Genomic DNA, 24055 nt, shown 5'->3' with positions numbered 1-24055 from the left:
GTCAGGCCCCCACCCTGCGCATACCGCATGTCAACGGCATACCGCAGGGATCACTACCTGTCACTACCCGACAACAGCATGAAATCCTCAGTAACTGCAGCACGCCTGGCCTATGCGTCGAACGTGATCACAGGTGTCCCTGCGTTGCGAGTGAGGAAGTGCAGCAGGTTGACGAAGCCACGCGCGTCATCGATCGCTTTGTGAGTGTGCTTCACATCGCCGAGCCAGTGCGGGGGCAGCTTCGGCGCCGGAAGGTCTGCGGCCGGTCGGCCAGTCAACGCTGCCGTGTACGAGCGCAGACACAGTGCCGGCCCGTGGAAGAGGCGATCGCGCTCATAAGGGCCCTGGTGAAGGCCGTACGGGGTGAACCGACGCAGATAGTAGTCGATCCATGTCCCGTCGAATGACAACGGCGCTGCGGCGAATGCCCGCTGGCCGGGCAGCGACTGGATCCACTCCACGTACCTGCGCATCACGTCGATGACGGGTTCCGGGTTCGCCGTCGCGGCCTCCCACGTGCCCGGCTCGGAATCGAACCATTCCTTCGTGCGCGGGTTCGGCGCCGAGCCAGGGAGCGGTTCGAGGACGGCCTCGAATTCACCGAACGTCCGCCCGTCCATGGTCGCGGCAACAGACGCGAAGGACCGCATCGAGTTCGGGCCCGCCCAGGGACCATCGACCTCAATGTCGGTCACCACGTACGTCCAGTCGCTCAGTTCAGTCATGCGGTCGACGGTACCGCCACGGCCACCCTCAGCGTCCAGCCCAGGGCCGATCCACAGGTCTCCGGCACTTCTCCCAGGCGGGACGTTGGAGGGCGGTGCCCGTGCTCTCCGGTGTCAACCCCCGAAGGACTTCCGGAGCCGACCACTAAGTCTGGGAGTGAGTAGGGACCAGCGCCCTGTTGATGAACTGTCGGTCATCCCAGAGTGCGTTTCAAGGCGTCCCAAAGCCCTTGTCAGAGCGTGAGACGAAGTTGAGACGCGAGCAGGACCAAGATCGGTTGAGCGGGCCGGCCCTGCGCCGCAAGATTGCAGAGCCGCAGCCATGCGGCCCGCGGCGGTGGATCACGAAGACCGTGCCGCCGAGGCTGACGAACCGTTCGGTGCGCACCCGGCAGCACGGCTCCTCCCGCACACGGGCGGGGGCGGGGATGCCGGGCACGGGCGCCTGCGGGGCGGGCCGCTGCGCGGCCGGCGTCGTCGGTGCGGGCCGCTGCGCCGCCGGTGCGGGCAGGCGGGGAGGTGCGGGGACTGCAGGTGGGCGCTGCGTGTCCAGCGTGCCCAGTGGCACTCCCAGGGCCCTGGCACGGGAGAGGCGCCGGCTGCGACGGGGTCGAGGTGTCGTCATGGACGACAGCGTGCCCCCGCCGGGAACGGTCATGCGGGCCACGACACGCCCACCGCATCGCGCCGGCCGTACGATGCGGGGAGGTCATCGGTGACCGGGGAAGGAGACGGTCAGGGTCATCCGTACTCGAGGACGTCCTCGCGGTAGTGGGGCGCGCACGCCCAGACGGTGGCGTTCACCTCGGCGCCGGCCGCCCGAGAGCGGCCGATTCCGGGTCCGCTCCCCGCGATCGCCGGGGGCGGCCGTAGGCTGCCGAGGCCCCGAAAAGGCGCTCGAGGCCGCTACCCGTAAGTGGTGGCGGCCTTCTGGCATCTCAGAAACGCCCCCGTCCAGGCGACAGGATCCGGGTGGCCGGGGTGCGCTCCCCTTGCTGGGCCGGGGCCGTCAGGGCGCGTCCCGCGCCCGTACAGGGCGGCGATCCCGGCTTCTCCCACGACGTCCTGCCTACCCCAGGAGCGGCCCGGAACGCGCCTGTGCAGGGCTCCATCAAACGGGTTGCACCGCCCGCCGCGTCAACGAACCGGCTCTCCGTCCCGGCAGGTCATCCCAGGGCCGGTCCGATGGGCTGCCCGGTGGAGGCGCGCGGAACGAGGACGGGCCGAAGTCGCTCGGAGGCGGCTGGCTGACCGGCGATCAGCCTCAGCAACTGCCGGACCGCCCGCCTGCCCTGTTCGGCCATCGGGGAGCGGACACTGGTCAGCGGGATCGGCAGCTCGGCGGCGAGCGGGGTGTCGTTGAAGCCCGCGAGGGCGAGGTCCTGGCCGACCCGCAGGCCCAGGTCCCGGGCCGCCCCCATCGCGCCGATGGCGGCGAAGTCGTTGACCGCGAAGAGCGCGGTGGGCCGGTCGGTACCGCGCAGCAGGTCGGTGGCGGCCGCGCGTCCGCCGCGCGTGTCGAAGCGGCACTGCCGGACGCGATGCGTGGGCAGGGGAAGCCCGGCCTCCCGATAGCGCTCGACGAAGCCGGCGGTGCGGTCGGCGCCGGTGCTCGCGAAGGCCTCTCCGGCGATGACCGCGACGTCCCGGTGGCCGAGGGCCAGCAGGTGCTCGGCCACCAGCCGCCCGCCCAAGTGGTCGTCACAGGTCACGGCTGTCGCGTCGGTGGCGTCCCGGGCGTCCGCGGCTCGCCGGTTGACCAGGACGAAGGGGACCGCGCGCAGGGCCGGGTCGCGCAGCGCGGCACCGTCCAGGTGGGCGTCGCCGATGATCACGCCGTCCACCCGGCGGCCGAGCACCATGGTGAGGCGCTCGCGCTGCGTCCCGGGGTCGTCGTGGGTGTTGGTGACGAAGGTGGACAGGCCGTGCCGGGCCGCCTCCTCCTCCACGCCCTCGTAGATGGTCGCGACGACGATCTCCGACAGGCGCGGGAACAGCACGCCGACCAGGTTGCTGCGGCGGGTGCGCAGGCTGGTGGCGTGCGGGTTGGGCCGGTACCCGAGCTCCCGGGCGAGCGTGCGGATGCGGTCGGCGGTCGCTCCGGAGGCGGCGCGGCCGCGCTCGCCGGCCGGGCCGTTGAGGACCCGCGAGACCGTCGACACGTGCAGCCCCAACTGTTCGGCGATGCCCTGCAACGTCGCCGGACGGCCATCACTCGCCATGCCGACTCCCCCTTCCCCGCCCGGATGTCCTTCCCCCATTCTCGGGGACGGTCAGGAGTTCACGAGCCGTTGCCCGCCGTCAGGTACGGCAGGGACACCAGGGTGACGACAATCGCGATCACGGTGATGACGGCGAGGGCGGCCAGGATCCCGAACAGGACCGGCCGGGCGACGGAGAACGGCAGCCGCAGACCCGGGTAGGCCGTGCGCAGGGCGCGTGGCCTGCTGTCGCGCTCGGGCGCCACGGCGATGGTGAACCCGGCCGGCCGGAACACCTTGTCGTCCAGGGTCTGCCAGTCCCAGTGCTCGGCGCGCAGCAGCACCGGGGTCTCCTGCGCCGTCCCGGACACCACGAGGAGCACCGCCCCTCCCTTGGACCCGAGCACCGGGTGGGCGGTGGCGGCGGTCGGCTGGACCGAGGCGGCCCGGCCCCGGCGATCGATGACGGTCAGTCGGCCGTCGGCGTAACGGACCCGCTGGCGGCGAGACCGCTGCCGGCTGGACAGGCCGAGCCACGCCACGGCCGACCCGGCCACCAGCACGACGATGAGCACGCTCGGCAGGACGCCGACGCCGTCCCGGGCGGCCCGCATGACCACCCGGCCTGTGGCCAGCAGCAGGATCAGGCCGGCCACCGGACCTGCGACGACCAGCCGCCGGTAGGTCTGCCGTAACGGCAGAGGACGCAATTCCAGCTCGGGCAAGGCTTCTTGAGTCATCGACACCCCTTTTCGCGAGGGATCAGGATGCCGGTCCCAAACGTTTGGGTCAATGGGAAAGCCAAAGGTTTGGGTTACCCCGGGACGGCAGCGCCAGCAGGGGGATCGAAATCGAATCTCGCTCTCGGCCTAGCCACCCCGACGGCGGCAGGAGGTCGCCGTGGCATGGCGAACCAGTGCCGGCGGAAGAACGGAGAGGGCTCCGGCAGGCCTCACCCGTGATCTCGGCCCCCTGACCATCCCCGGCCCGGGAGCACGGCATGAGCACGCGCGCCTCGCTGGCGGCCTGTCAGAACGCTGCGCCGTACGACCGGCCGAGTGGGCCGTTCCTGCTCGGTTCCGCGCAGCGCAGCGGCGGCGGTGCGGGTGCGCTCCAGCCAGCTCGTGATCCCTGTTGGTGGACGCTCCATCGTGCGCTGAGCGGCAACCACTGACGGACGATCGGATCACGGTTTCCGCCGCATTCGAGGGAAGCAAGGAGATCGCCGGGGCCCGGAATCTTGCCCTGCAGTTCCCTGATGGCCGGTAGCGAACGTGCCATGAGCCTCACGAGGTGTGGATCTTTGATGGAGAGGCCGTTGTGACCTGGTCCTCTCCGACATGATCTGCACCAACGCGACGGCCGATTGATCGTTGCATCATCACGTGGGACACCGCCCCTCTTTCTCGGTCAGCACATCCGCACCGCAGCCACAGCGGCGACGTCAGCCGGGTGGGGCGAGCTGACAGGCTCACGGGGGCGCGACACCGCGGTCGCGGCGCTGGATCAGCCGACCTCTCGGCCCCGGAGGGTCCTGGCTCAGACACCAACCGCACCAGTCACACGTAGTGGTCAGACACTGTCTGGGATGGTGGAAGGGCCTGACGGGACTGCCGGGTCGGGACGCGTCCGCCAGAGCCTGCGCACCGCCTCCGGCTTCTGGGATGCGGCGGGCGCCGTCTGGTCCGAGCCGCCGCGGCTGAGGTGCAGACCGATCGCCGATGTCGCCAGGCTCAGTACGGCGGCTGCGCACCGGGCGATCCGGAAGTCGCGACGTGAGGTGGCATCGACGTGGGAGCCGATCACCGCGACGAGAGCCGTGACGTCGATCGCGGCGAAGATCTGGGGCCTGCCCGGGGACGTCGCGCGATGCGCGGGAGCGGCGCGCAGGAGCCAGGCGCAGGCTGGATAGTGGAGGTGGGTTGCCGTGGCGCACAACGAAGCCATTTCGCCCGTCGAGGGTTGGGCAGTACTGGAAGCTCTATTCCACCAATCCCCGACCGGCCTGATGCTCCTGGACACGGAACTGCGGATCCTATGGATCAACGTCGACACGACGGTCCTGAAATCGGGCACCCGTGAAGAGATCATAGGCCGGCACTTCACCGACGTATGTGACCTTTCCGCGCCCGGTGAGGTCGAGGCGATGCTGCACGGCGTGCTGGAGAGCGGCGCGCCCGCTCGGGGGCGGCGATTGGGGGTGCGTCCGAAGGGCGCGCCGGGGCCGGAGTACCGGTTCTCCGTCTCGGCATTTCGTCTTGAGGACGCGCGGGGCAGGATCCTGGGAGTGCTGACGGAGATACTTGGTGTCACCGAATGCGAAAAGGTACGCGCCCGTCTGCGCCTTCTCGGGTCGGTGCGCGATCGCGTGGGACAGACCCTCGACGTTGTGGCCACTTGCGAGGATTTGGTGCAGGCGGTGGTGCCGGACCTCGCCGACATCGCCGTGGTGGACGTGGTGGAGGCAGTGGTGCGTGGCGAGGAACCTCCGCCGAGTCCCCTCGGACGGGAGGTGCCGCTGCGCCGTGCCGCCTTCGCCCGCAGTGGCGGCGAGAACCAGGTCCAGGCACATCCGATGGGTGACGTGCGCGCTCTGCCGTTCCCGACGCCCTACGCCCAGACGCTGACCGACCTCAAGCCGCGCCTCGTCGCCGTGGGTCCCGAAACACCTTGGCTGGCGGCCGTCCCGCAGCGCGCCGAAGCGATCCGCGCCTCAGGCGCCCACAGTCTTGTTACCACTCCCCTGACCCTGCGGGGAAAGGTGCTGGGACTGATGAGCCTCTACCGCACCGACCAGGGCGATGTCTACGACCAGGGCGATGTCTCCCTCGCCGGCGCAGTGGGCGCTCACGCCGCGCTGTGCATCGACAACGCCCGCCGTTACACCCGCGAACACACCATCGCCCTGACGATCCAGAGCCATCTGCTGCTTCCCGAGGTTGCGACGCAGACGACCGTTGAAACCGCGCACATATTGGTGCCCTCTGAAACGGGCGGAGGCGGCGGGTTCGACACATTCGCCCTGTCCGGCGCCCGCACCGCACTGGTGGTCGGCGAAGTAGCCGGCCGAGGGGGCATCCATGCGGCCACCACCATGGGACAGATAGGAACCGCCGCACACTCCTTGGCCGCGCTCGACCTGGAGCCCGACGAGCTCCTCGCCCGCCTCAACGACACCGCCATCAGCCTGGCCCAGGAACGCGCCGCTCTGCCGCCCGGCGACCCCATGCCGCTCACGGGAAGCTGCGCGTACGCGGTCTACGACCCGCTCGCTGGGACCTGCACTATCGCCCTGGCCGGCCACCCCCCACCCGTCATCGCCCACCCCGATGGGAGCACCCAGATCCCTCACCTACCGAGCGGACCTCCCCTGGGCAGGACCGAAGGGCCCCCCTTCGCTGCCACCACGGTCTCTCTGCCCGACGGCAGCGTCCTCGCCTTCTACACGCCGTCCCTCCAGCACTCCTCCCAGTCCCCGGAGACCCTCCAACGGGTGCTGGCCCACACTGACCGGCCATTGCAGGATCTGTGCGACGACGTGCTCTACAGGCTGCGGGACGACACTCGCCAAGGCGACGTCATCCTGCTCCTCGTCCGCACCCACACATTGCCCGCGGACCAGGTCGCCGCATGGCACCTCGACCCCCACCCCAAAGCCGTCGCCACGGCGCGCACCCACGCCCAACACCAACTCACCCACTGGGGGGTGGACGAGGAAACCGCCTACACCACCGAAATGATCGTCAGCGAACTGGTCACCAACGCCATCCGTTACGGCACACCGCCCGTGCAGTTGCGGCTCATCAAGGACCGCACACTCACTTGCGAAGTCCACGACAGCAATGCCCTCGCGCCCCGGCTGCGCCACGCGAAAACCATCGACGAAGGCGGGCGCGGCCTGTTCATCATCGCCCGACTCGCGCAGAACTGGGGTGTCCGTTACTCCCTCGACGGCAAGATCGTCTGGGCCGAGCAGGCTCTGCCGCCTGCAACCTCGCCCCATCCCCAACAGCGGTCATAGCGTTACCGAGCGCGCCCGGATCGTCGTCGGCCAGCCACCAGCCTCCATCCTGCTGGGGCTGATCTGCTTCCGCGGCATCCTGGAGTCGATCCTGCTGCTCCCCCTGTGGATCGGCTTTCAGCTGGCTGCTGCGCGGTACCACGGAGAGGGCCGCGGCGGCCTCCGCCCTAGCCATGGCATTCGAAGTCCTGGAGGCATCGCTGCGGACAGCCGCCTTCGCATGGATCAGGAGGGCCACTCTGCCAGTGTCCAGCTGACAGGTGCCTCCGGCACGATCGAGTTGATGGTGGATCCGGCGCCCTGGGCCGGCACCGTTGGTTTTCGAGCTCCAGCGGGCGCCGACGACGACCGGTGGACCAGTCGCACGGCTGGCCGGGACGCAGGCGCCACTGGCCCACGGTCTAGACATGAGCTGCCGTGGGCGGTCCGGCAGAGACATGGTCAGGGCGGCCGCTGAGGCCTCGAGGGGGCATGGCGAGAGGTGGTCCACGTTGTGTTGCGGGCATGCGTGAGTGCCATACCGACGACCAGTCCGATGGCGATGGCGGTGACGATCGTGATGAGTTTCTGCAGGTCGTGGAAGCCTTCGATGACGTAGCCCCCGGCCAGGGTGGTCAGGCCGCGCAGGCCCAGCGAGCCGACGGTGAGGGTGAAGAAGCCAGGCAGGATGAGGATCAATCGAGGAGGGCGGGCGGGGTTGCGGTCCAGCAAATTGGCTGCGGCGGCCAGCGCCACGGCAGCGACGAATGTGCCCCCAGTCTCCCGGATCAGCTTGGTGAACAGTGACTGCACCCCGACGGTGGCGTAGACAAGCACGAGGAGAGTCCCGAAGAAGCGGTGGGGAATTGCGAAGGCCAGGATCGTGCCGGCGGTGAAGGCAATCCCGCCCGGGATCAGTGCCCATTTGGGCAGGTCGGCCTTGGCGGCGGTGTCGAAGAGGGCGTTGAGGGGGGTGCCGGTGACGAATATGCCCATCAGGACACCGAGGTAGAGCTGGACGAGCAGGAATATGGAGTAGACCAGCCGGATCGCGCCGGTGGTGATAAGGCCGACGCCCAGCTCGGTGGCCGATGCGCTCAGGAAGTCACCGGGAACGAAGTAGAACAGTGCCGGGAGCATCAGCAGGACCGGGCCGCCGCGCGCCGGATCGCCAGCGAACGCTTCGATGGTGACGACGGAGACGACGGCCGAGACCACCAGAGGGAGGACTTTAGACAGTCGCGGTGCATGAGCGGCGGCGACCACGAATGCCGCGGCGATCGCGCCCAGGACGGCTGTGGTGGTGATCTCGTACCAGGTGGGCTGGACGAGCGGGGCGAATCCTAGGGAGAACAGCAGAACGCCGAGGAACTTGAGCCACCAGGGGTACGGCGGCGGTGCGGCTTCGATGCGTGCCAGCCTGCGGTTGGCCTCGGCTACCCCGAGCTGGCCCGTCTTTACGTCGGCCAGGAAGGGCTTGAGTGCCGCGGCTTGATCGAGCCGGAACACCTCCGGGAAGCCGTGCACGCAGACGGTGCGCACCCGGCCGTCGGCCGCGGTGATCGAGAGCACGGCCGCTTCGGGCACGAGGACTACGGACGCCTGGCCTCCGAAGGCCTGAGCGCTGGCGCCCACAGCTCGCTCGATGGAGTAGGCGCCCTCACCGGAAGAACGCAGCAGCAAGGCGGTGAGGCGGGCCAGGAAGGCGGTCAGATCGTCCAGGCCGGCGGCCGTATGCCCCATGTCCGCCTCCTTTGCCGGCGCCGGAACACCAGGGTGCAGGGCGCGAAAGGCCTCGTCGTCCCTTACGGCTTTTATCGATAGTTCGGTGGAAAGAATTGCACTGCCCATCGGCGGAAGTGGAAAAATTTCGCTGCCTCCGTGTGATCGGAGGATGGCGGCCGTCCGCCCCTGGCCTCGTTCTTGCCCCGCACCGGAACAAAGATCAGCCATTTACTGACTTAAGGCGGCAGAGTGGGCCGCGAGCGTCTCGCTTTTTTTCGCAGTCCCCGTGCTGCAGCCAACGCATAAAGCAGGGAGAAGCCCGCGAGAGGTTGCCTTTCAAGGTTTTCGAGGGAGCACCGTGAGAACCCGGACAATGTGGTCCCTGAATTCCTCCATGAAGTCTCGGAGGAAACGTTCCGTATGCTCGTCGACGACTTCTCCATTGCTGGTGAAAACATCGGGTTTGAATCTGACATAGGCCTCCGGTGCATTCATTTGCGGCGAGTCGCAGAAGCTTAGAACACCGCGCAGACTCTGCTGGGCGAGGGCAGTTCCGAGGGCGCCGGGGGACGCTCCGATCACAGCAGAGGGTTTATGCGCGAATGAGTTGCTCCCCCAGGGGCGACTGGCCCAGTCAATGGCGTTTTTGAGGGCGCCCGGAATTGATCGGTTGTACTCAGGGGTCACAAATAGGAGGGCGTCGGCGGAGGCGATGGAATCCTTGAGCGCCTTGCCCTCGGCAGGATAGTCGCTGTCGTAGTCGTAACTGTAGAGGGGCAGATCCTTGATCGGAATCTCGAAAAATTCCAAATCAGATGGGGCCAGCCGGATCAGAGCCTTCGAGAGCGTCCGATTGATCGAGTGGGTCGCCAGACTTCCCACGAAGTAGCCGACCCTGTACCTAGTCATCGGTTCCTCGATTCAATCAGGGAGTTATGCAAGGAACGAAACCACGGCCGGGAGTGGGGCGCGTGCTGGCAGATCCGTCCAGGTGACTGCGTGGATCCACCTCGGCCCGCCCGCATTCCTCGACGGAGGTGTGAAGCGGTGGTGCTGTGGGCGTCGAGAACCGCAGCCGCGCAAGCTGCGCGGCGCCGCCGAGGCGGTCGATTGATGCTGTGCCGCGGCCTCAGAGGTGAACCAGCCGGAAGCTCATCAGCTCGTGCGAGTCGGTTCCCCGAGGTGGGTGAGTGCGGCTGTGACGAGGGCCTGGACGCCGGTGTCCAGTGTGGGCTGCAGGACCGGTGCGAAGCGGGGGCTGTGGTTGACCGGGATGTCCTGGGCCACGGTGCCGCGTTGCAGGGCGGCCTCGTAGGCGTCCGGATCGACGCCGCCCAGGGCCCAGTAGGTGTACGGGGTGCCGAAGGCGTCCGGGATCCGGCTGAAGTCCTCGCTGGCGCTCTGCAGCTCGACAGTGACCGCGCGCTCCCCGAACATCGCGGCGAAAGCGTCGGAGACCTCGCGGGTCACCACCTCGTCGTTGACAGTCGGCGGAAAGCGGATGCCCTCCTCGATCTGCGGCGCGCGAGTCGCCCCGGAGGCGTCACACTCGGCATGGACGATGCGCCGCACGGCGGCCAGGACGGCCCGCCGGGTCTCGTCGTCGTACGTGCGCACGTTCACCAGCAGTTCGGCCGACTCCGGAATCACGTTGCCGCTCGAGCCCGCCTGGACGGAGCCCACCGTGACCACGGCCGGCTGGGTGGCGGCCAGCTCGCGCGAGACAATGGTCTGGAGCCGGACGACGATCATCGAGGCAATCACCACGGGGTCGATGGCGGCCTGCGGTGCCGAGCCGTGAGCGCCCCGGCCCTGGACAGTGATCTTCACATTGTCCGCCGCGGAGAGAAAGGACCCGGCGCGCGTGCCGACCTGCCCGGCCGGATAGGGAAGCACATGCTGGGCGAAGGCGACGTCCGGGCGAGGAACACGGTCGGTCAGCCCGTCGGCGAGCATCCGGTCAGCACCGTCCCCCGGCTCCTCGGCAGGCTGGAACAAAGCCACCAGCGTGCCCTGCCACGCCCCCGGCGCGGCGGCCATGAGCCGCGCAGCCCCCAACAGGCAGGTGACGTGCATGTCGTGACCGCAGGCATGCGCCACGGGCACCCGGCGGCCGGAAGCGTCCGTGGCTTCGGCCGTGCTGGCGTAGGTCAGCCCGGTCTCCTCAAGGACCGGCAGAGCGTCCATGTCGGCCCGCAGCAAAACGGTCGGACCCTCTCCGTTGGCCAGCACACCGACCACACCGGTGCCGCCGATCCCCTCGTGCACCTGGTAGCCGCAGTTTCTCAGGCATTCCGCCACCCGGGTCGCGGTACGGTGCTCCTCGTGTCCCAGCTCGGGGTGGGCGTGCAGGTCCTTGTAGACCTCTTCGAGCTCGGAGCGGATGTCACCGAGCCCGGCCAGGACAGCATCCGCAGTGGTCTTGGGCGTCATGACTGTGTACTCCTCCCTCTCGGTGGATGACGCAGCGCCCGTTCAGGTCAGGGATCCCGGTCCTTCGGCGACCCCGGCCGCCAGTCGCGGCTTCCCGGCAGCTTCCAGCCCCAGTGGAACGCGGCCAGCCGCAGCGAGATCCCGACCGTGATTCCGGCCAGGACACCTACGGTAGGTGCGCCGAACCGGCTGCAGACCACCATCACCGCGCTCACCACGATCGCGACGGTCGCGTACAACGGCGTGCCGCCGAAGACGGAAGGGGTCCGCGCGAGCAGCAGGTCCCGGATCGCCCCGCCGCCGACCGCTGTGATGGTGCCCAGCAGCACGGCCGGCAGCCAGCCCAGGCCGACAGCAAGCGTCTTCTGCGCCCCGGCGACCGCCCAGACGCCCAGCGCCGAGGCATCCAGGAGGTTGAAGGCCCAACCGGATGTGTGGCGACTCAGATCGGCTACGAAAGCCAGCAGGATGCCGGCAGTGGCGACCGTGAGATAGGTGTAGTCGGTCAAGGCCACGGGCGTGCCGTGCTGCAGCAGGGTGTCGCGGAGGATTCCACCGCCCAGGCCGGAGACGATGCCGATGACCAGGAAGCCGAACAGATCCAGACGACTGGCCCGGGCCAGCACCCCGCCGAGCGTGCCGTTGGCGAACACCCCGCTCAGGTCCAGCGCCCGGGTCAGCTCGGTCACGCTCTCAGGCGACAACGACCGGGCCACAGACACCAGCGTCTCCCTTCACACTTCCGCTATCGAAGCAGCCAAAGGCGATACGTGCCCGCCGGGCATGGCATGCGAGGCGGCTTGTCCAGCCACGGGCCAGCCGGACTGCGACTCGTAGCCGCGGATCTCGCCGTGGGTGACCCAACCACGCGGAGCATGTCGCCCCAGCGGGCACGTATCCGGTCAGCAGGCCGCGCCGGTCCGGGCAGCGGAGCCGCCACTTCGTAGTCCCCGCAGCTGGGGGGATCGGTATGTGGCCGGGGATCGCGGCCACGGCAGCGACCGGAGCGACCGGGGCCGCGGGTTGGCTCGCGTCGCGGGGGCGGTCGGCTCGGTGGAGCACGTCCAGGGTGACATCGGTGGTGGTGAACGTCTGGGGCCGGCTGAAGTGGTGAGTGCCGTCGGCCGGCTGGCCCGTGCCCTGGCCGAGGAGCCGGACCCGCTGCCCGGCGTCGACCTGGCCGCCCTGGTGGAGGAGTTCGACCGGATGAGGGCGGCCCTTGCCTCGTCCTGGCGGCAGGCCGCGAACCAGCTGGCCGCCGTCCCGCACCACCCCACCGCGCTGACCGGCCCGTACTGGTACGGCCAAGGCTGGGACGACGCCGTCCACCACCTGCACGACATGGCCGACGGCATGCAGCCCGCGCCCCGTCGCCCCGCCCTCACCTCCGACGACACGAAAGGCCGGCCATGACCACCGACACCACCCGCCTGCCCGGCCAACTCCCACCCGGCGCTCCGGGTACGCAGTCCCCGGCCGCTCCTAGTCTGCCTAGCTCTCCGCCGGTGCTGGTCCTCGACCCCAGCGCACTCGGCGTCGACCAGGGTGCCGTCCTCGAACAGCGTCGCCGCAGGCGCCGCACTCCCACTGGGCGTGCCACGAGACGCCGGGCGACTGGGTGGTAGGGGTGGTCACTCGTCTCCTCCGGAAGGTGGGCCGTCCCGGCCTGGGCGGGCCGGGACGGCGGGATCGGTGCGGGACGGGGTCAGCCGGTGACGGTCTCGGCGTGCCGGGTGAGCGCGTCCAGGAGTGCGGTCTGCTGGTCGGTCAGCTTGCCGTCGGTGCGGGCCTTGTCCTGCTTGCGCAGCCAGGCCCCGGGGCGGAACGCCGGGTCGTCGCCGAGGCCGGTGCGGTTGGCCGGGCCGTCGAGGGTGCCGCCGGCAGCGAGGTAGGCGAGCAGGCGGCGGTACGACCTGTTCCAGTCCGGCTCCAGCCGCCACAGCTCGTCCAGGGCGTCCAGCTTCGCTGCCTGGTCGGCGCCGAGGTTCTCGGCCTTGCGCTGGCGGCGCATCCAGGCGCCGACCGCGTAGCCGTCGAGCTTCTCCGTCGCCGGGATCGCGAGGTGGCCGTGGTGGGCGGCCCACGCGCGGGCGTAGGCGTAGCCGCGTTCCCAGGCGTTGGCGTGCTTGGACCAGATCATGCCGAGCGCGTCCAGCTCCGAGACGCGCGCGGCATCGAGGAGGCCTTGGCCGTTCAGGTAGCGCTGCCGGTCGAGCCAGGAGATCAGCTCGCCGTGCTTCTCGCGGTCGGTGGGGTCGAGGTGGCCGTGCTCGAGGTGGAACCTGGCTGCGACGGCGTGCATGCGCTGCCACTCGGTCGCCCGCGGGTTGAACGCGCGCAGCTTCACCGTCTGGAGGATCCGCGCGGCGTGCCGCCGGGCGTCGATCCGCAGCCAGTCGATCGGCGACTCCACCGGGGCCGGCGGCTGCTCGCCCGCCGTTCCGGTCTCGGGGGCCGCGCCGTCGGCGGCCGAGGCCTCGGTGGTGAGCGGGGCGGACGGGGCACGGTGGGCGCGCAGCTCGGTGATACGGCCCACGACCCGGGCGTCATGGGCGGCCAGGGCCCGCAGGACGCGCCAGATCGTGCGGAAGCTGGAGGCCTCGATCTCCGTGTCGGCCTCGGCCTTGACCGCGGCCCCGGCGTCGCGGATCTCGGCCGGGTCGGCGTCGGCCGTCTCGTCCCCGACCAGCGGCGTCGGCAGGTACACGGGAATGATCACCCAGGAGACCTTGCCCTGCCGGTAGGACTGGCGCAGCGCCCGCCCGACGGCCTGGACGATGTCGATCACTGAGCTCTTGGGGTCGGCGAAGCAGACCGCGTCGACCGCGGCGACGTCGATCCCCTCCGTCAACAGCCGGCTGTTGCATAAGATCCCGCACTCTTCGCCGTCGTCGCCGGTGTGGGCCTTGAACTCAGCGAACGCCTGGCGGCGATCCCGCAGCCGGTCGGTGCCGGCCACCGCCTTCGCCCAGATCCGCTCCGGCCGGTCCGCGTCCTTGAGCAGCGCGGCCGCCGCCGGCAGGTCGGCGGCGAACTCCCGCGCCCCCGAAACCCGCGAGTGGAACGTGATCACCCTTCGCAGCTCCAGGTCGGCGACCGCGCGCAGCACGGCGATCTGCAGGGCCAGGCGCAGCAGGTCTTCGTTGGTGCGTTGGGTGCGCAGGTCGGCGACGGCGGGGAGGTTGAGCAGGTCGCGCAGGTCTTCGTCGGTGACGACGGGGACCAGGACGCGGTAGTCGGCGAGGTAGCCGTACTCGATCCCCTGGCCCAGGGTCCAGGTGTAGACGGTGGGGCCGTAGATGCTCTCGTCGTCCATCGAGCACAGGGTGGGCAGCGCCTGGCCACCGTCGCCCTCGCCGTCCGCGTCCGCGCCGGTGGTGAGGTCGGCCAGGCCGTCCTTGGCCCTGCGTCGTCCGCGATCCTCGGCGTGGCGGTGAAGTACAGCCGCCGCAGCGCGGGGACCTGGTCGTCGGCGTGGACGGCGGCCCAGGCCTTCCCGTCGGAACCGGCGGTGCGGTGCGCCTCATCCACGACCACCAGGTCCCAGGCCGGCAGGCCGAACTGCTGGTGGGCCTGGACGATCCGCTCCAGCGACGCGTAGGTCGCGTACACGGTGACCGGCTCGCCGGGCCTGGCGGAGGCGACCAGGTCGGCGATTCGCGCGGCCTGCGTCGACACCTGCGCCCGCACCCGGCCGCCGGCCTCCGCGCTCTCCAGCGCCTCCTCCCGCGAGCAGGCCGCCACCGCCAGGCCCCGGCGCCCGCCGCGCAGCGACCAGGCCTCCGCGGTCTGCTCCAGCAGCTCGATCGTCGGCACCAGGACCAGGACCACGCCACGCGCGGCCAGGCGCCGCGCTCAGCCGGCCGCGATCAGAGTCTTGCCGGAACCGGTCGCGGCGACGACCGTCGCCCGGCCGCCGTTCTTCACCTGGCGCACGGCGGCCGCCACCGCGTCCTTCTGGAACCAGTGCAGCGGCAGCGGGTTCACCGGGCCCGTGCCGGCGGAGGGCTGCGCGGGGATGGGCAGCGGCCCGGCCTGCACGGCGGTCTCGGGTGTGGCGGTGGTCGTGGTGTCCACTGCGGTGGGTCTCCTTCGTCTGCCAAGTCTGGGGGGGTGACTCAGCACTTCAGTTGGCCAGTTGAGCGGACGTTTCAGCGGGCTTGTGTCACGATGCGGCTCACCACCGCGCGAAGGCACTCCCGCCCGGCTCTTACGCTCGTGTCCCACACCCCCGCAACGTTGCCGGACGCCGAGACGCTCTGAAGTCGCCGTTCCTCAGCCGTGAACGCGGCACCCGCGGTGTTCTGGTCCAGCATGCCGATCGCGGTGAGCGCCGCGTGGCCGCATGACACCGCATGGTCGGCGCTTCCGGTGCCGTTGGCCAGCAGGGCGTAGCGCAGGACCAGGCAGGCGAAGAACGTGTAGGTGCCGACGACGTCGGTGATGCCGTCCTCGGTGGGCTGCAGCTCGGGGAACCGGTCCAGCAGGCGTGCCCGCTCGGCGGCGTCGGACAGCGGTCGGTCGGTCCGCCAGAGGCCGGCCACGGACTCCGTGTAGAGCTCCACGTCGGCCTCCCGGCCCGCCTCCCCCGTCCGCAGACCGATGAACAGCGGAGCCATCCGCTCGGCGCAGGCCGCGACATACAGGCGGACCGCCTCGTCTCCCCCGGTCTGAAGTTCCTCCACGACGTTCTGTTCCACCAGCGTCTTCACACGCCATCCTTTCTGCGGGTCTTTGCTCAACTGGCCAGTTCAACCGCTCACCGGCCAACTGAAGCGCTCAGCCACAGGGGTGCCGGGGCCCGGGGTGTTACTCGGGGATCCAGCCGCGGACTTCGAGGTACTGGATGTCGGCGTCTTCGACGGCGCGGCCGGTCTCCACCAGCCAGGCCCGCATCGCCTCGGTGACGTCGCCGTGGTGCTCGGCGACCCGCTGGGACCACTCGACGGCGTCGAACCCGCCCGTGGAGGAACTGCCGTAGGTGCGCTCCTCCGTACCGTCCGCACGCGGAACGAACCCACGCCGCAGGCCCGGCGAGTCCTCCATCGAGCCGGCCGACATCGTGAACTGGTCGGCGCGCATCCGAACCGTGAACGCCAGGCGCCCGCCGGCCTGACCCGTCGCGTGGACCACGGGCGCGAGGTGGGAAGCGCCGGAACGGATCGCCTGCTTCCCGGCGCGGCCGGCCATCGACTCACCGGGCGCGCCGACGACGTCCTTGCCCCGCACCCGCGCCTTCTGCCCCGTCCTCGTGCGGCGGCGCTCCACATGCTCGGCCGCGATCCCCGACAACGCCTCCATGTCGCGCTCGCCCCCGCGCACCGCCCGCACGACCTGACGCAACGCGCCGACGAACGCCGCACCCTTGCCCTTGGTGAAGAACTGGCTGACGAGCGAGGCATCACGGCCCAGAATCCTGGCGACCTGACGCCGGGTGAAGCCCTGGTCGATCAGCTCCTGCGTCAGGCGTGCGGCCTCGTTCGGCCGGTCCGGGTCAGCGGGACTCACCCGTCACCCCCGGCTCCTGCTGTAGGGCGGCGCTACCGGGAAGCCAGACCAGACACTCGGCGGCACGGGTCGGCCCGGCAAGCAAATCCAGCGACCCCATCCCCCAATGCCGGGCCAAGGCATCCACCTCATCCAGCGACCACGGCTGCGCCCCGGACTGGCGACGGGACACCTTGTCCTGTGTCAGCCCGACAGCGGCGGCCAGCTCGCGCTGGCTCTCCCCCGTGCGCTGCCTGATCGCGGCCACCGTCAGCCGCAGCGTCTCCAACGTACTCAGCACCATGCGACGCATTCTATCCATTTTTAATGGATATATCCCATCGATCATGGACAGAATAATTCTTGGGTGATGTGGTCGTACAGCGGTCGACGGCGAAACCGTCCAGGAGACATGGGAAGACACAGACGGCCGGGCCCGGGAACGAGGGGGTGCGTTCCACGCGGGCCCGGCCGGCGGGAGGCAAGCAGCGCCGAGCCGCGGCGCGGCTGCTCTGGCCGGCGGCCCCGTGGTGCTGTGGTGGGGCCGCCGTGCCGGGAATGCTAGACCCACCGATCAACCGCTGAACAGGGCTTCGACCTGCAGACTTTCGGCCGCGAACATGCCACCCGGCGGCGGTCGCAGCCGCCTCAATGACTCACCGCCCTTCCGTGCGACACCGGCGCTCAGGGCCGGCTACGCCAGAACAGCCATCGCGGCAACCGTCTCGAAGCCGCCAGGGTGCACCACAGCGGGACCGGGGACGGCCGTGCTCACGCCTGACGGCTGCGCCCACCCGACGCGGGGCAGGTAGCCCAGCGGCCCCGGCTCTTCCGCCGGGGCCGGTGTCCGGTCCGTCACGGCGGGCGACGGTGGGGAACCGGTATGAGCTGAGATGAAGCTCAAGCAGGCCGCTCGTCCGGACACCCGCAGGTGTCAGCGTTCATGCAATTCCCCACGATCTGCGGTTTCGTGTCGGCGTAATTCCCCACCCCCGTGGTCACGATTCCCCATGGGGACGGTGGGCGCGAGCAATGGCATGGGGTCCCTTGGGTGCGGATCACCGCGGCGGTTTGCCGCAGTGATCCGCACCCAAGGGCCAGCTATGAAGCCGACCGTTGGTGGTCCGTGTCGCTTTCGGTCGGGAGTCCGAACATCGGCAGGCAGGGCGACAGGCCGCTGATCGAGACGGGTATGTGCTCGTGCGTCTCCCAGCGGGAACGTGTCAGCCTCAGGCGCCTATTGGTCGCAGGTCGGCCACGGACCACGTGTCGGTCGATGCCGTCGAGTTCATAGCCGTGCTTCTGGGACACGTTGAACGAGGAGGCGTTGTCCTCGAAGGCGCCCGACGTCGCCTCCAGCGCGTTCAGGCCGGCGAAGGCCAGTTTCAGGACGGCGGCGCGCATCTCGGTGCCGATCCCTTGACGCTGAAACCGCGCGCCGAGCCAGGAGGCGGTGTTGGCCTCCCGAAGTACGGCGAAGTCGCGGGCGGCGATGGTCTGCAGGCCGACAACACTGCCGTTCTCGAAGACGGCCATGTTCAGGGCCCAGTTGTCCGGCGACCAGTTCCCTCGGCGCAACCAGTGGTGCTGCACCACCGACCGCGCCCGTTCCGCTGGAGGAAGGTCGGTCCACGGCACGAGAAAGGGCATGCGGTCCGGGTCGTGGATGCCCTCTGCCGCCAGGGCGGCCAAGTCAGCCAGCTCGTTGTCGCTGGGCAGCCGAAGCTCCAGTCGGGGAGTGTTCAGACGCAGGCCCAGCAGCGGCCAGTGATCAATCAACATGCGCCATTGTTGAAGATGACGGCATCTCCGGTCATCTGATTTCCGGACTCTGACAGGCCGGTGATTCGGGCTGGCTTTCCCTGTTTTGGGTGGTTTGAGCACCGAGTAGATATCCCTCGGATTCCTCCGGGTTCCCCATGGGCATGCCGGTGCCGGGGTGAGGGTCCTGGCCGTCTCGGAGCCGCAGGTTTTCCTCGACCTGCGGGCCGAGAGGTCAACGGACATATCGGATGGCAAGGAGAACATTCACCGTGGTCGACATCGTCGAGATCTACGTCCACTGGTACGCGGGCCGGTCGAAGAGCCAGGTGGCCACTTCGCTGGGGGTGGACCGCGAGACGATCAGGAAGTACCTGGCGCCGGCGGAGGCGGCCGGGATGGCCCCGGGCGGCCCGCCCATGAGCGAGGCGGACTGGTCCAAGCTAATCAAGAGCTGGTTCCCGGACCTGGCCAGCCGGCGGCTGAACCAGCTGACCTGGCCGGAGATCGAGGAACACCGCGATTACATCAAGCAGTTGCTGGAGACCACCACGGTCACCACGATCCATCAACGCCTGCGTGACGAGCAGAAGTTGAAGGCGTCGCTCACATCGTTTCGGCGGTGGGTGCACGCGAACTTGCCGGACGAGGCGGCCAGGTCGAAGGTCACGGTGCTGCGGGACGACGTCGAGCCCGGCTCGGAGGCCCAGATCGACTACGGCTTCCTGGGGCAGTGGATCAACCCGAGGACCGGCAAACGGCACCGGATCTGGGCGTTCGTGATGGTGCTGCCCTGCTCGCGGCACATGTTCGTCCGTCCCGTGACCCACATGGACCAGCATGCGTGGACCCTGGCCCACGTGGACGCGTTCCGCTTCTTCGGCGGTGTCCCGCGCCGCCTGGTGCCGGACAACCTGAAGACCGGGGTCGACAAGCCCGATCTCTACGACCCGCAGATCAACAAGTCGTACGCCGAACTCGCCTCCCACTACGGGACGTTGGTGGACCCTGCCAGGGCCTCGCATCCGAAGGACAAGCCCAGGGTGGAGCGGCCTATGCCCTATGTCCGGGACTCGTTCTGGAGCGGGCGCCAGTTCACCTCCCTCGACCACATGCAGGCCGAGGCCCTCATCTGGGTGAGGGAGACCGCCGGTCGCCGCCACTGTCGGCCGCTTCAGGGGGCGGCTCCGCTGGCGGTGTTCGAGGCGGCGGAGGCCGAAGCCCTCCTCCCGTTGCCGCAGACGCCGTTCGTGCTGGCGAAGTGGTCGAGCGCGACGGTCGGCCCGGACATCCACATCAAGGTCGGCCGCACCCTCTACTCGGTGCCCTGGAAGCTGATCGGCCGCCGGGTCGATGTCCGCTCCACCGCCACCATGGTCCAGGTCTTCCACGAGGGCGAGCTGGTCAAGACCCACGCGGCCCTTGAGCAGGGCAAGCGCACCGACAGGAACGACTATCCGCCGGAGAAGATCGCCTTCCAGATGAAGACGCCGATCTGGTGCCGCGGCCAGGCGTCCGAGGTCGGCGACGCCTGCCGGGAGGTGATCGACCAGCTGCTGGAGGTCAACGCGCTCTACCGGCTCCGCGCCGCCCAAGGGGTGCTCGGCCTGCGGAAGAAGTACGGCGACCGGCGCCTGGAGGCCGCCTGCGCGAAGGCGATCTCGGTCGGCGATCCGTCCTACCGAACGATCAAGGGCATCCTGGTCGCCGGCACCGAGACCGAGGCCGAACCCGAGACCGGGGACGCCGGAGCGGCGGCCTTCCTGCACGGGCCCGAGGGCCTGTTCGCCGCCGCCATCCCCATGCAGACGCCGGGCGAGCGTCACGATGACCAGGAGCATGGCGACGCTCTGGGGGCCGCACGATGAGCGTGCTGGACGCCGCCCTGCGCGACGCTCAAGACTCTGCGGCTGTCGGGGATGCTGGAGACTCTCGACGCCCGCCTCGCCCAGGCCCACGGCGGTGAACTCGGTCACCTCGACTTCCTCCAGGTCCTCTGCCAGGACGAGATCGCCCGCCGAGAGGCCGTCGCCTTCGAACGCCGCCTGCGCAAGGCGAAGTTCGAGCAGCAGGCCACCTTGGAGGGCTTCGACTTCAACGCCTCCCCGAAGCTGCCCGCGGCCCAGATCCGCGACCTGGCCGCCCTGCGCTGGCTCCACGCCGGCGAGTCCGTAATTCTGTTCGGCCCGGTCGGGGTCGGAAAGACACACGTCGCCCAGGCCCTGGGACACCTCGCCATCCGCCAGGGGGCCAACGTCCGCTTCGCCAAGACCAGCCGGATCCTGGCCGAACTCGCCGGCGGCCACGCGGACCGCACCTGGGACCGGCGCATGCGGGAGATCGTCCGCCCCGACCTGCTCATCCTCGACGACTTCGCCATGCGCCAGCTCACCGCGCCCCAGGCCGACGACCTCTACGAACTCGTCTCCGAGCGGCAGGGCCAATCCCTGATCATCACCAGCAACCGGGCACCCAGCGACTGGTATCCGCTCTTCCCCAACCCCGTCGTCGCCGAGTCCCTCCTCGATCGGCTGATCAACGCCAGCCACCAGGTCATCATGAACGGCCCCAGCTACCGACCCAACAAGCGGCCGAAGAACCCCACCGGCAGGCCTTCGAACGGCTAGGAAGGCGCTGTTCAGGTCAGCAGCTCAGCGATGCGGTCGGTGACCTGGATGAGCCATGCCGGATCTCCGTACTCGCGCCCCCAGTGGGCGGCCATCACGGCCCGGGCCTGCACCCAGCGTCGGGCCCGTTCGCCGTCCATCTCGGCGGCGTCGGCGAAGATGGCCAACCGACGCAGCAGCGCGGCCTTCAGGTCATCGGCGGCGAGTAGATCCTCGAAACGACTCCGCACAAGTGTGATCGCGTCATAGGCCAGGTCGCCGGCGTATCCCTTGGGGTCGATGGCCAGCCACGGCTCCCGCTCGGCCCGCAACACGTTCCCGAAGTGCAGGTCGCCGTGGACGAGCGTGTCCGGCTGGTCGCGGCCAAGTTCACGGACGGTCGCGATCGCAGCCTGCACGACGCGCGGCGGCAGGGGCCGCGGCAGCCGCGCGGCGTCCTTTCGAAGGTCCTCCTCCCATCGCTCGGCCTGATCGCGAAGTCGTGGGAGACCAGGCGGGGCCTGGACGGCCAGCTTCCGAGCGAGCCGTCCGGCGACGGCGACGGCCTCGTCGACGCTGTCGAGATCGGCCAGGGTCCGGTCACCGGCCTGTTCCAGCAGCATGGCGAACCGCGCGTCGTCACGCTCGTGCAGCAACACGGCGCCGTGTCCACCCCAGACCGCGAATGCGTCCGGTTCGTGCGCGTTGCCAGGATGCGGGAACGAGACCTTCAAGACCGCGGACGCCCCGCCAGCCGACCGCACCGGAAGGATGATCCCCACCTGTCCATGTCCGACCGGTCTGGTGGGCCTGCAGTCCCAACGATCAAGGAGTTCATCAACCAGGGCGGGCAGAGACGCAAGCCACGCCCGGCCGTGCTCACCCTCCCGCTCGATGGTGCCCTGCGTGAACCTCTCCGGGATCTCGATCACCGCGGCACCCTACCCCCAGCCCCATGGCCAGGCCGGGGTCCTGGGGAATTACGTGACCACAGCCCCTGGGGAATTACGCCGTCGTCCACAGAACTGCTGCGGAAACGGGCTGGTGATCTTCTTCGTGGCCATGAGGCCTCCTGCGCGCGAAAGATGCAGTGAGTGGGGCGAAAAAGACCGCGGCCATCTTCCCGCCCAAATTTCAGACAAAACGGCTGCTTTCAGTCTGTCCCTGCACCCGAATCCCATCAAGCAGTCCCGCTCCGGCGCAGGCGCGGCCGCTCCAAGGGCCACGTGAAGGCGGCGCCCTCGACCGGGCCGGCGTGACCGGCCCGCGCCCGCAGGGCCGAACGGCCTCGTGCGCTGGTGGGCCGGCGGCTGGTTCTAGGGTGGTCCGGCCGGGGGCGCTCTCAGGTGCGCACCCACCTCGGCGGTCCGCGGCCGCGTGAGGACGTCGAACGTGCGCTTCCCGAGGTACCGGGGCGGCGTCCCGGTACCTTCGTCGTCGACCACAGCGGGAAGATGATCGGCCTCGTGACGTTCGACCGGCGCGACTCGGAACGGCCCGGTCGCATCCGCCCGGAAGGCGGCGACGCTGAGCTCAGCTACATGTTCCTGCCGACAGTGTGGGGCGGGGGTACGCAGCCGAGGCGTGCGAAGCGGCGCTGCGCTGGTTCGCCGGGGCGCTGCCCGGGGAGCCGGTGGTGCTGTGTACCCAAGCCGCCAACGACCGCTCGGTGCGCCTGGCGGTGAAGCTGGGGTTTCACCGAGGTGGAGCGGTTCGAGGAGTTCGACGCCGAGCAGTGGTTCGGCGTGTGGTCCCTGACCAAGTCGGCCCGTTGAGCCGGCCGCCCGCCGGGCCCCTGACCGAGCCGGGCGCCGCCCTCCCGGAAGGCGGTGCCCGCGGATGAAGCTCAAGCAGGCTGCCCGTCCCCCCACGTCCGAGCCGGCGGCCTGATCCGCGGGTAGATGGCTTCGTTGATGTCTGGGGACAGCGTTTGTCGACGGCTTCCGGAGGAAGTTAGTGATCAACGAGCTCGGAGATGTCGAGGAGAAATGACGGCACTGCCGTGTCCGCGAAGCGGGATGTCGGCGCAACAGGTCAGCGTGTCCCACCGGGTACAGCCGAACGTGCACAGGTGCAAGGCGACGCTCAGGGATGGATCTCGGTTGTCCCGCATATCGAGCGTCTGCGATCGGCGCCATGCCCCGCGGCACGACAGCTCGTTCGCCCGTGAGATGGTTGCTGTCATGACTGTTGGAGCGCCGGGCAGCGAGGTTCTACTCGAGACGAGTCGGCTGCTGCTCAGACCTTGGCGGGTAGACGAGGCTGTCGTCCAGCGTGAACTGTGGACTGAACGTGATCCACGGGTGCCGCCGCACCGCCGAATCGACGCGGACGGACACCCCACGGTCGCGGAGCTCGAGGACTCGATCCGCACCAACAAGGTGTGGTCGACCGGGTTGCTGGCGGTCGAACGGAAGGCGTCTCGTGACGTCATCGGCTATTGCGGGCTGGTCGACAGCGGGCGAGGAGCGGTAGGGGAACCGGAACTGGCATTCGAGCTGCTACGCCGAATTTGGCGTCAGGGATACGCGACCGAGGCCTCGTTGGCGGTTCTGGAATGGGCGCGATCGTCTGGGTACGAACGTCTGTGGGCCACCGTCTGGGACTGGAACACCGCTTCTCGCAGAGTGCTGGCCAAGGTCGGGTTCACCGAGACCGATCGGAAGGAAGTGGACGCGGTACACGGGACCACCTTGTTCACCACGATACGGCTCTGACACACCCGACGTTTGACCTTGCGGACGGATCCGTGCAGTACCGCCTGGCGACAGGTGTCCCTATTCGCGTCGGCAGGCAGAAGCGGATGCGGCACACACTCCAGGCCAGGGCGCTGGGGACGGAACATCACGGTGCCCAGCCGGGCCGTTCTCATGGGTCTCGCCGAACCCTGTGATCGGATCGCGGTCGGCTGAAGCGTCGCACCTGTCTCCGCCCGTCTCATCGTCAATCCGCACGACGCTGTGCACATCAGCTGTACTCGGGGGTGCACGTTGACTCGCGCGCCGACACGGGACGGCCAGCCTGTGGGGCTCGAAAAGTCATCGTTGCAGCTCAAGCCGTGTATCGGTACTCGTTGATGACGCCGCCGAGGATGTGGGTGCGCAGGACTCTGCGGGT

The 24055-nt window shown here is 69.4% G+C and carries 19 protein-coding genes and 3 pseudogenes; 7 read left to right on the top strand and 15 right to left on the bottom strand.

The features are described 5' to 3' along the window. Nucleotides 1–110: 110 nt before the first annotated feature. The 3 genes from ACH4J0_RS40540 to ACH4J0_RS40530 form a co-directional block, all read right to left on the bottom strand. On the bottom strand, nucleotides 111–725 hold the full coding sequence (locus ACH4J0_RS40540) for a hypothetical protein (protein ID WP_396246216.1): 615 nt from the start codon (nucleotides 723–725) through the stop codon (nucleotides 111–113). A gap of 1166 nt (nucleotides 726–1891) precedes the next feature. Next, the gene (locus ACH4J0_RS40535; protein WP_396246215.1) at nucleotides 1892–2947 is read right to left on the bottom strand and encodes a LacI family DNA-binding transcriptional regulator; all 1056 of its coding nucleotides are present in this window, start codon (nucleotides 2945–2947) and stop codon (nucleotides 1892–1894) included. A 59-nt stretch (nucleotides 2948–3006) separates the two neighbouring features. Continuing rightward, nucleotides 3007–3666 carry a hypothetical protein gene (locus tag ACH4J0_RS40530; protein WP_396246214.1) on the bottom strand — a complete coding sequence of 220 codons (660 nt, stop codon included), beginning with the start codon at nucleotides 3664–3666 and terminating at the stop codon, nucleotides 3007–3009. A gap of 1187 nt (nucleotides 3667–4853) precedes the next feature. Between ACH4J0_RS40530 and ACH4J0_RS40525 the strand changes: the two genes are divergently transcribed. Beyond that, on the top strand, nucleotides 4854–6947 hold the full coding sequence (locus ACH4J0_RS40525; protein WP_396246213.1) for a SpoIIE family protein phosphatase: 2094 nt from the start codon (nucleotides 4854–4856) through the stop codon (nucleotides 6945–6947). Nucleotides 6948–6990: 43 nt separating this feature from the next. Beyond that, a pseudogene (locus ACH4J0_RS40520) lies at nucleotides 6991–7123 on the top strand (HdeD family acid-resistance protein); the annotation flags it as partial. Between the two features lie 265 nt (nucleotides 7124–7388). Here the strand turns inward: ACH4J0_RS40520 and ACH4J0_RS40515 are convergent. The 4 genes from ACH4J0_RS40515 to ACH4J0_RS40500 all read right to left on the bottom strand — a co-directional run bounded on the left by ACH4J0_RS40515 (nucleotide 7389) and on the right by ACH4J0_RS40500 (nucleotide 11773). After that, on the bottom strand, nucleotides 7389–8777 hold the full coding sequence (locus ACH4J0_RS40515; RefSeq protein ID WP_396246212.1) for a threonine/serine exporter family protein: 1389 nt from the start codon (nucleotides 8775–8777) through the stop codon (nucleotides 7389–7391). A gap of 210 nt (nucleotides 8778–8987) precedes the next feature. After that, complete coding sequence (locus tag ACH4J0_RS40510; protein WP_396246211.1) at nucleotides 8988–9560, bottom strand: NADPH-dependent FMN reductase; 573 nt, start codon at nucleotides 9558–9560, stop codon at nucleotides 8988–8990. Between the two features lie 246 nt (nucleotides 9561–9806). After that, nucleotides 9807–11084, bottom strand: coding sequence for an amidohydrolase (locus tag ACH4J0_RS40505; protein WP_396246210.1), 1278 nt, complete (start codon nucleotides 11082–11084; stop codon nucleotides 9807–9809). 47 nt (nucleotides 11085–11131) lie between these two features. Next, nucleotides 11132–11773: a trimeric intracellular cation channel family protein gene (locus ACH4J0_RS40500; RefSeq protein ID WP_396246209.1), complete on the bottom strand. Its 642-nt coding sequence runs from the start codon at nucleotides 11771–11773 to the stop codon at nucleotides 11132–11134. A 421-nt stretch (nucleotides 11774–12194) separates the two neighbouring features. Here ACH4J0_RS40500 and ACH4J0_RS40495 point away from each other — a divergent pair, with 421 nt between their 5' ends. Then, nucleotides 12195–12497: a hypothetical protein gene (locus ACH4J0_RS40495; protein ID WP_396246208.1), complete on the top strand. Its 303-nt coding sequence runs from the start codon at nucleotides 12195–12197 to the stop codon at nucleotides 12495–12497. A gap of 292 nt (nucleotides 12498–12789) precedes the next feature. On the opposite strand, the gene ACH4J0_RS40490 is transcribed toward ACH4J0_RS40495, so the two are convergent. The 7 genes and pseudogenes from ACH4J0_RS40490 to ACH4J0_RS40460 all read right to left on the bottom strand — a co-directional run bounded on the left by ACH4J0_RS40490 (nucleotide 12790) and on the right by ACH4J0_RS40460 (nucleotide 18353). Continuing rightward, nucleotides 12790–14400 carry a Helicase associated domain protein gene (locus ACH4J0_RS40490; RefSeq protein ID WP_396246207.1) on the bottom strand — a complete coding sequence of 537 codons (1611 nt, stop codon included), beginning with the start codon at nucleotides 14398–14400 and terminating at the stop codon, nucleotides 12790–12792. A 116-nt stretch (nucleotides 14401–14516) separates the two neighbouring features. Then, nucleotides 14517–14915: pseudogene (locus ACH4J0_RS40485) on the bottom strand (DEAD/DEAH box helicase family protein); the annotation flags it as partial. 24 nt (nucleotides 14916–14939) lie between these two features. Further along, nucleotides 14940–15161, bottom strand: coding sequence for a hypothetical protein (locus tag ACH4J0_RS40480; RefSeq protein ID WP_396246206.1), 222 nt, complete (start codon nucleotides 15159–15161; stop codon nucleotides 14940–14942). Nucleotides 15162–15235: 74 nt separating this feature from the next. Next, the gene (locus ACH4J0_RS40475; RefSeq protein WP_396246204.1) at nucleotides 15236–15796 is read right to left on the bottom strand and encodes a hypothetical protein; all 561 of its coding nucleotides are present in this window, start codon (nucleotides 15794–15796) and stop codon (nucleotides 15236–15238) included. Between the two features lie 97 nt (nucleotides 15797–15893). Beyond that, entirely contained in the window at nucleotides 15894–16592 is a 699-nt protein-coding gene (locus ACH4J0_RS40470; protein ID WP_396246202.1) for a helix-turn-helix domain containing protein, read from the bottom strand. Next, nucleotides 16579–16875 (bottom strand): helix-turn-helix transcriptional regulator, encoded by a 297-nt coding sequence (locus ACH4J0_RS40465; RefSeq protein ID WP_030286749.1) that lies wholly within the window; start codon nucleotides 16873–16875, stop codon nucleotides 16579–16581. The genes ACH4J0_RS40470 and ACH4J0_RS40465 overlap by 14 nt, the downstream gene beginning before the upstream one ends. Before the next feature lie 797 nt (nucleotides 16876–17672). Beyond that, nucleotides 17673–18353 carry a GNAT family N-acetyltransferase gene (locus ACH4J0_RS40460; RefSeq protein WP_396246200.1) on the bottom strand — a complete coding sequence of 227 codons (681 nt, stop codon included), beginning with the start codon at nucleotides 18351–18353 and terminating at the stop codon, nucleotides 17673–17675. Between the two features lie 251 nt (nucleotides 18354–18604). Between ACH4J0_RS40460 and istA the strand changes: the two genes are divergently transcribed. Both istA and istB read left to right on the top strand, forming a co-directional pair. After that, the gene (gene istA, locus ACH4J0_RS40455; RefSeq protein WP_396246217.1) at nucleotides 18605–20200 is read left to right on the top strand and encodes an IS21 family transposase; all 1596 of its coding nucleotides are present in this window, start codon (nucleotides 18605–18607) and stop codon (nucleotides 20198–20200) included. Nucleotides 20201–20251: 51 nt separating this feature from the next. Continuing rightward, nucleotides 20252–20959, top strand: coding sequence for an IS21-like element helper ATPase IstB (istB, locus tag ACH4J0_RS40450; RefSeq protein ID WP_396246199.1), 708 nt, complete (start codon nucleotides 20252–20254; stop codon nucleotides 20957–20959). Between the two features lie 11 nt (nucleotides 20960–20970). On the opposite strand, the gene ACH4J0_RS40445 is transcribed toward istB, so the two are convergent. Beyond that, nucleotides 20971–21870: an aminoglycoside phosphotransferase family protein gene (locus ACH4J0_RS40445; protein WP_396246198.1), complete on the bottom strand. Its 900-nt coding sequence runs from the start codon at nucleotides 21868–21870 to the stop codon at nucleotides 20971–20973. Nucleotides 21871–22281: 411 nt separating this feature from the next. On the opposite strand from ACH4J0_RS40445, the pseudogene ACH4J0_RS40440 reads away from it, so the two are divergent. Beyond that, nucleotides 22282–22713 (top strand): annotated as a pseudogene (locus ACH4J0_RS40440) (GNAT family N-acetyltransferase); the annotation flags it as partial. A 408-nt stretch (nucleotides 22714–23121) separates the two neighbouring features. After that, nucleotides 23122–23655 carry a GNAT family N-acetyltransferase gene (locus tag ACH4J0_RS40435; protein WP_396246197.1) on the top strand — a complete coding sequence of 178 codons (534 nt, stop codon included), beginning with the start codon at nucleotides 23122–23124 and terminating at the stop codon, nucleotides 23653–23655. The last annotated feature ends 400 nt before the right edge of the window (nucleotides 23656–24055 follow it).

This window comes from Kitasatospora sp. NPDC017646, assembly GCF_044329365.1.
Taxonomy (GTDB): Bacteria; Actinomycetota; Actinomycetes; order Streptomycetales; family Streptomycetaceae; genus Kitasatospora.
This window is presented reverse-complemented; position numbering and strand designations above follow the sequence as displayed.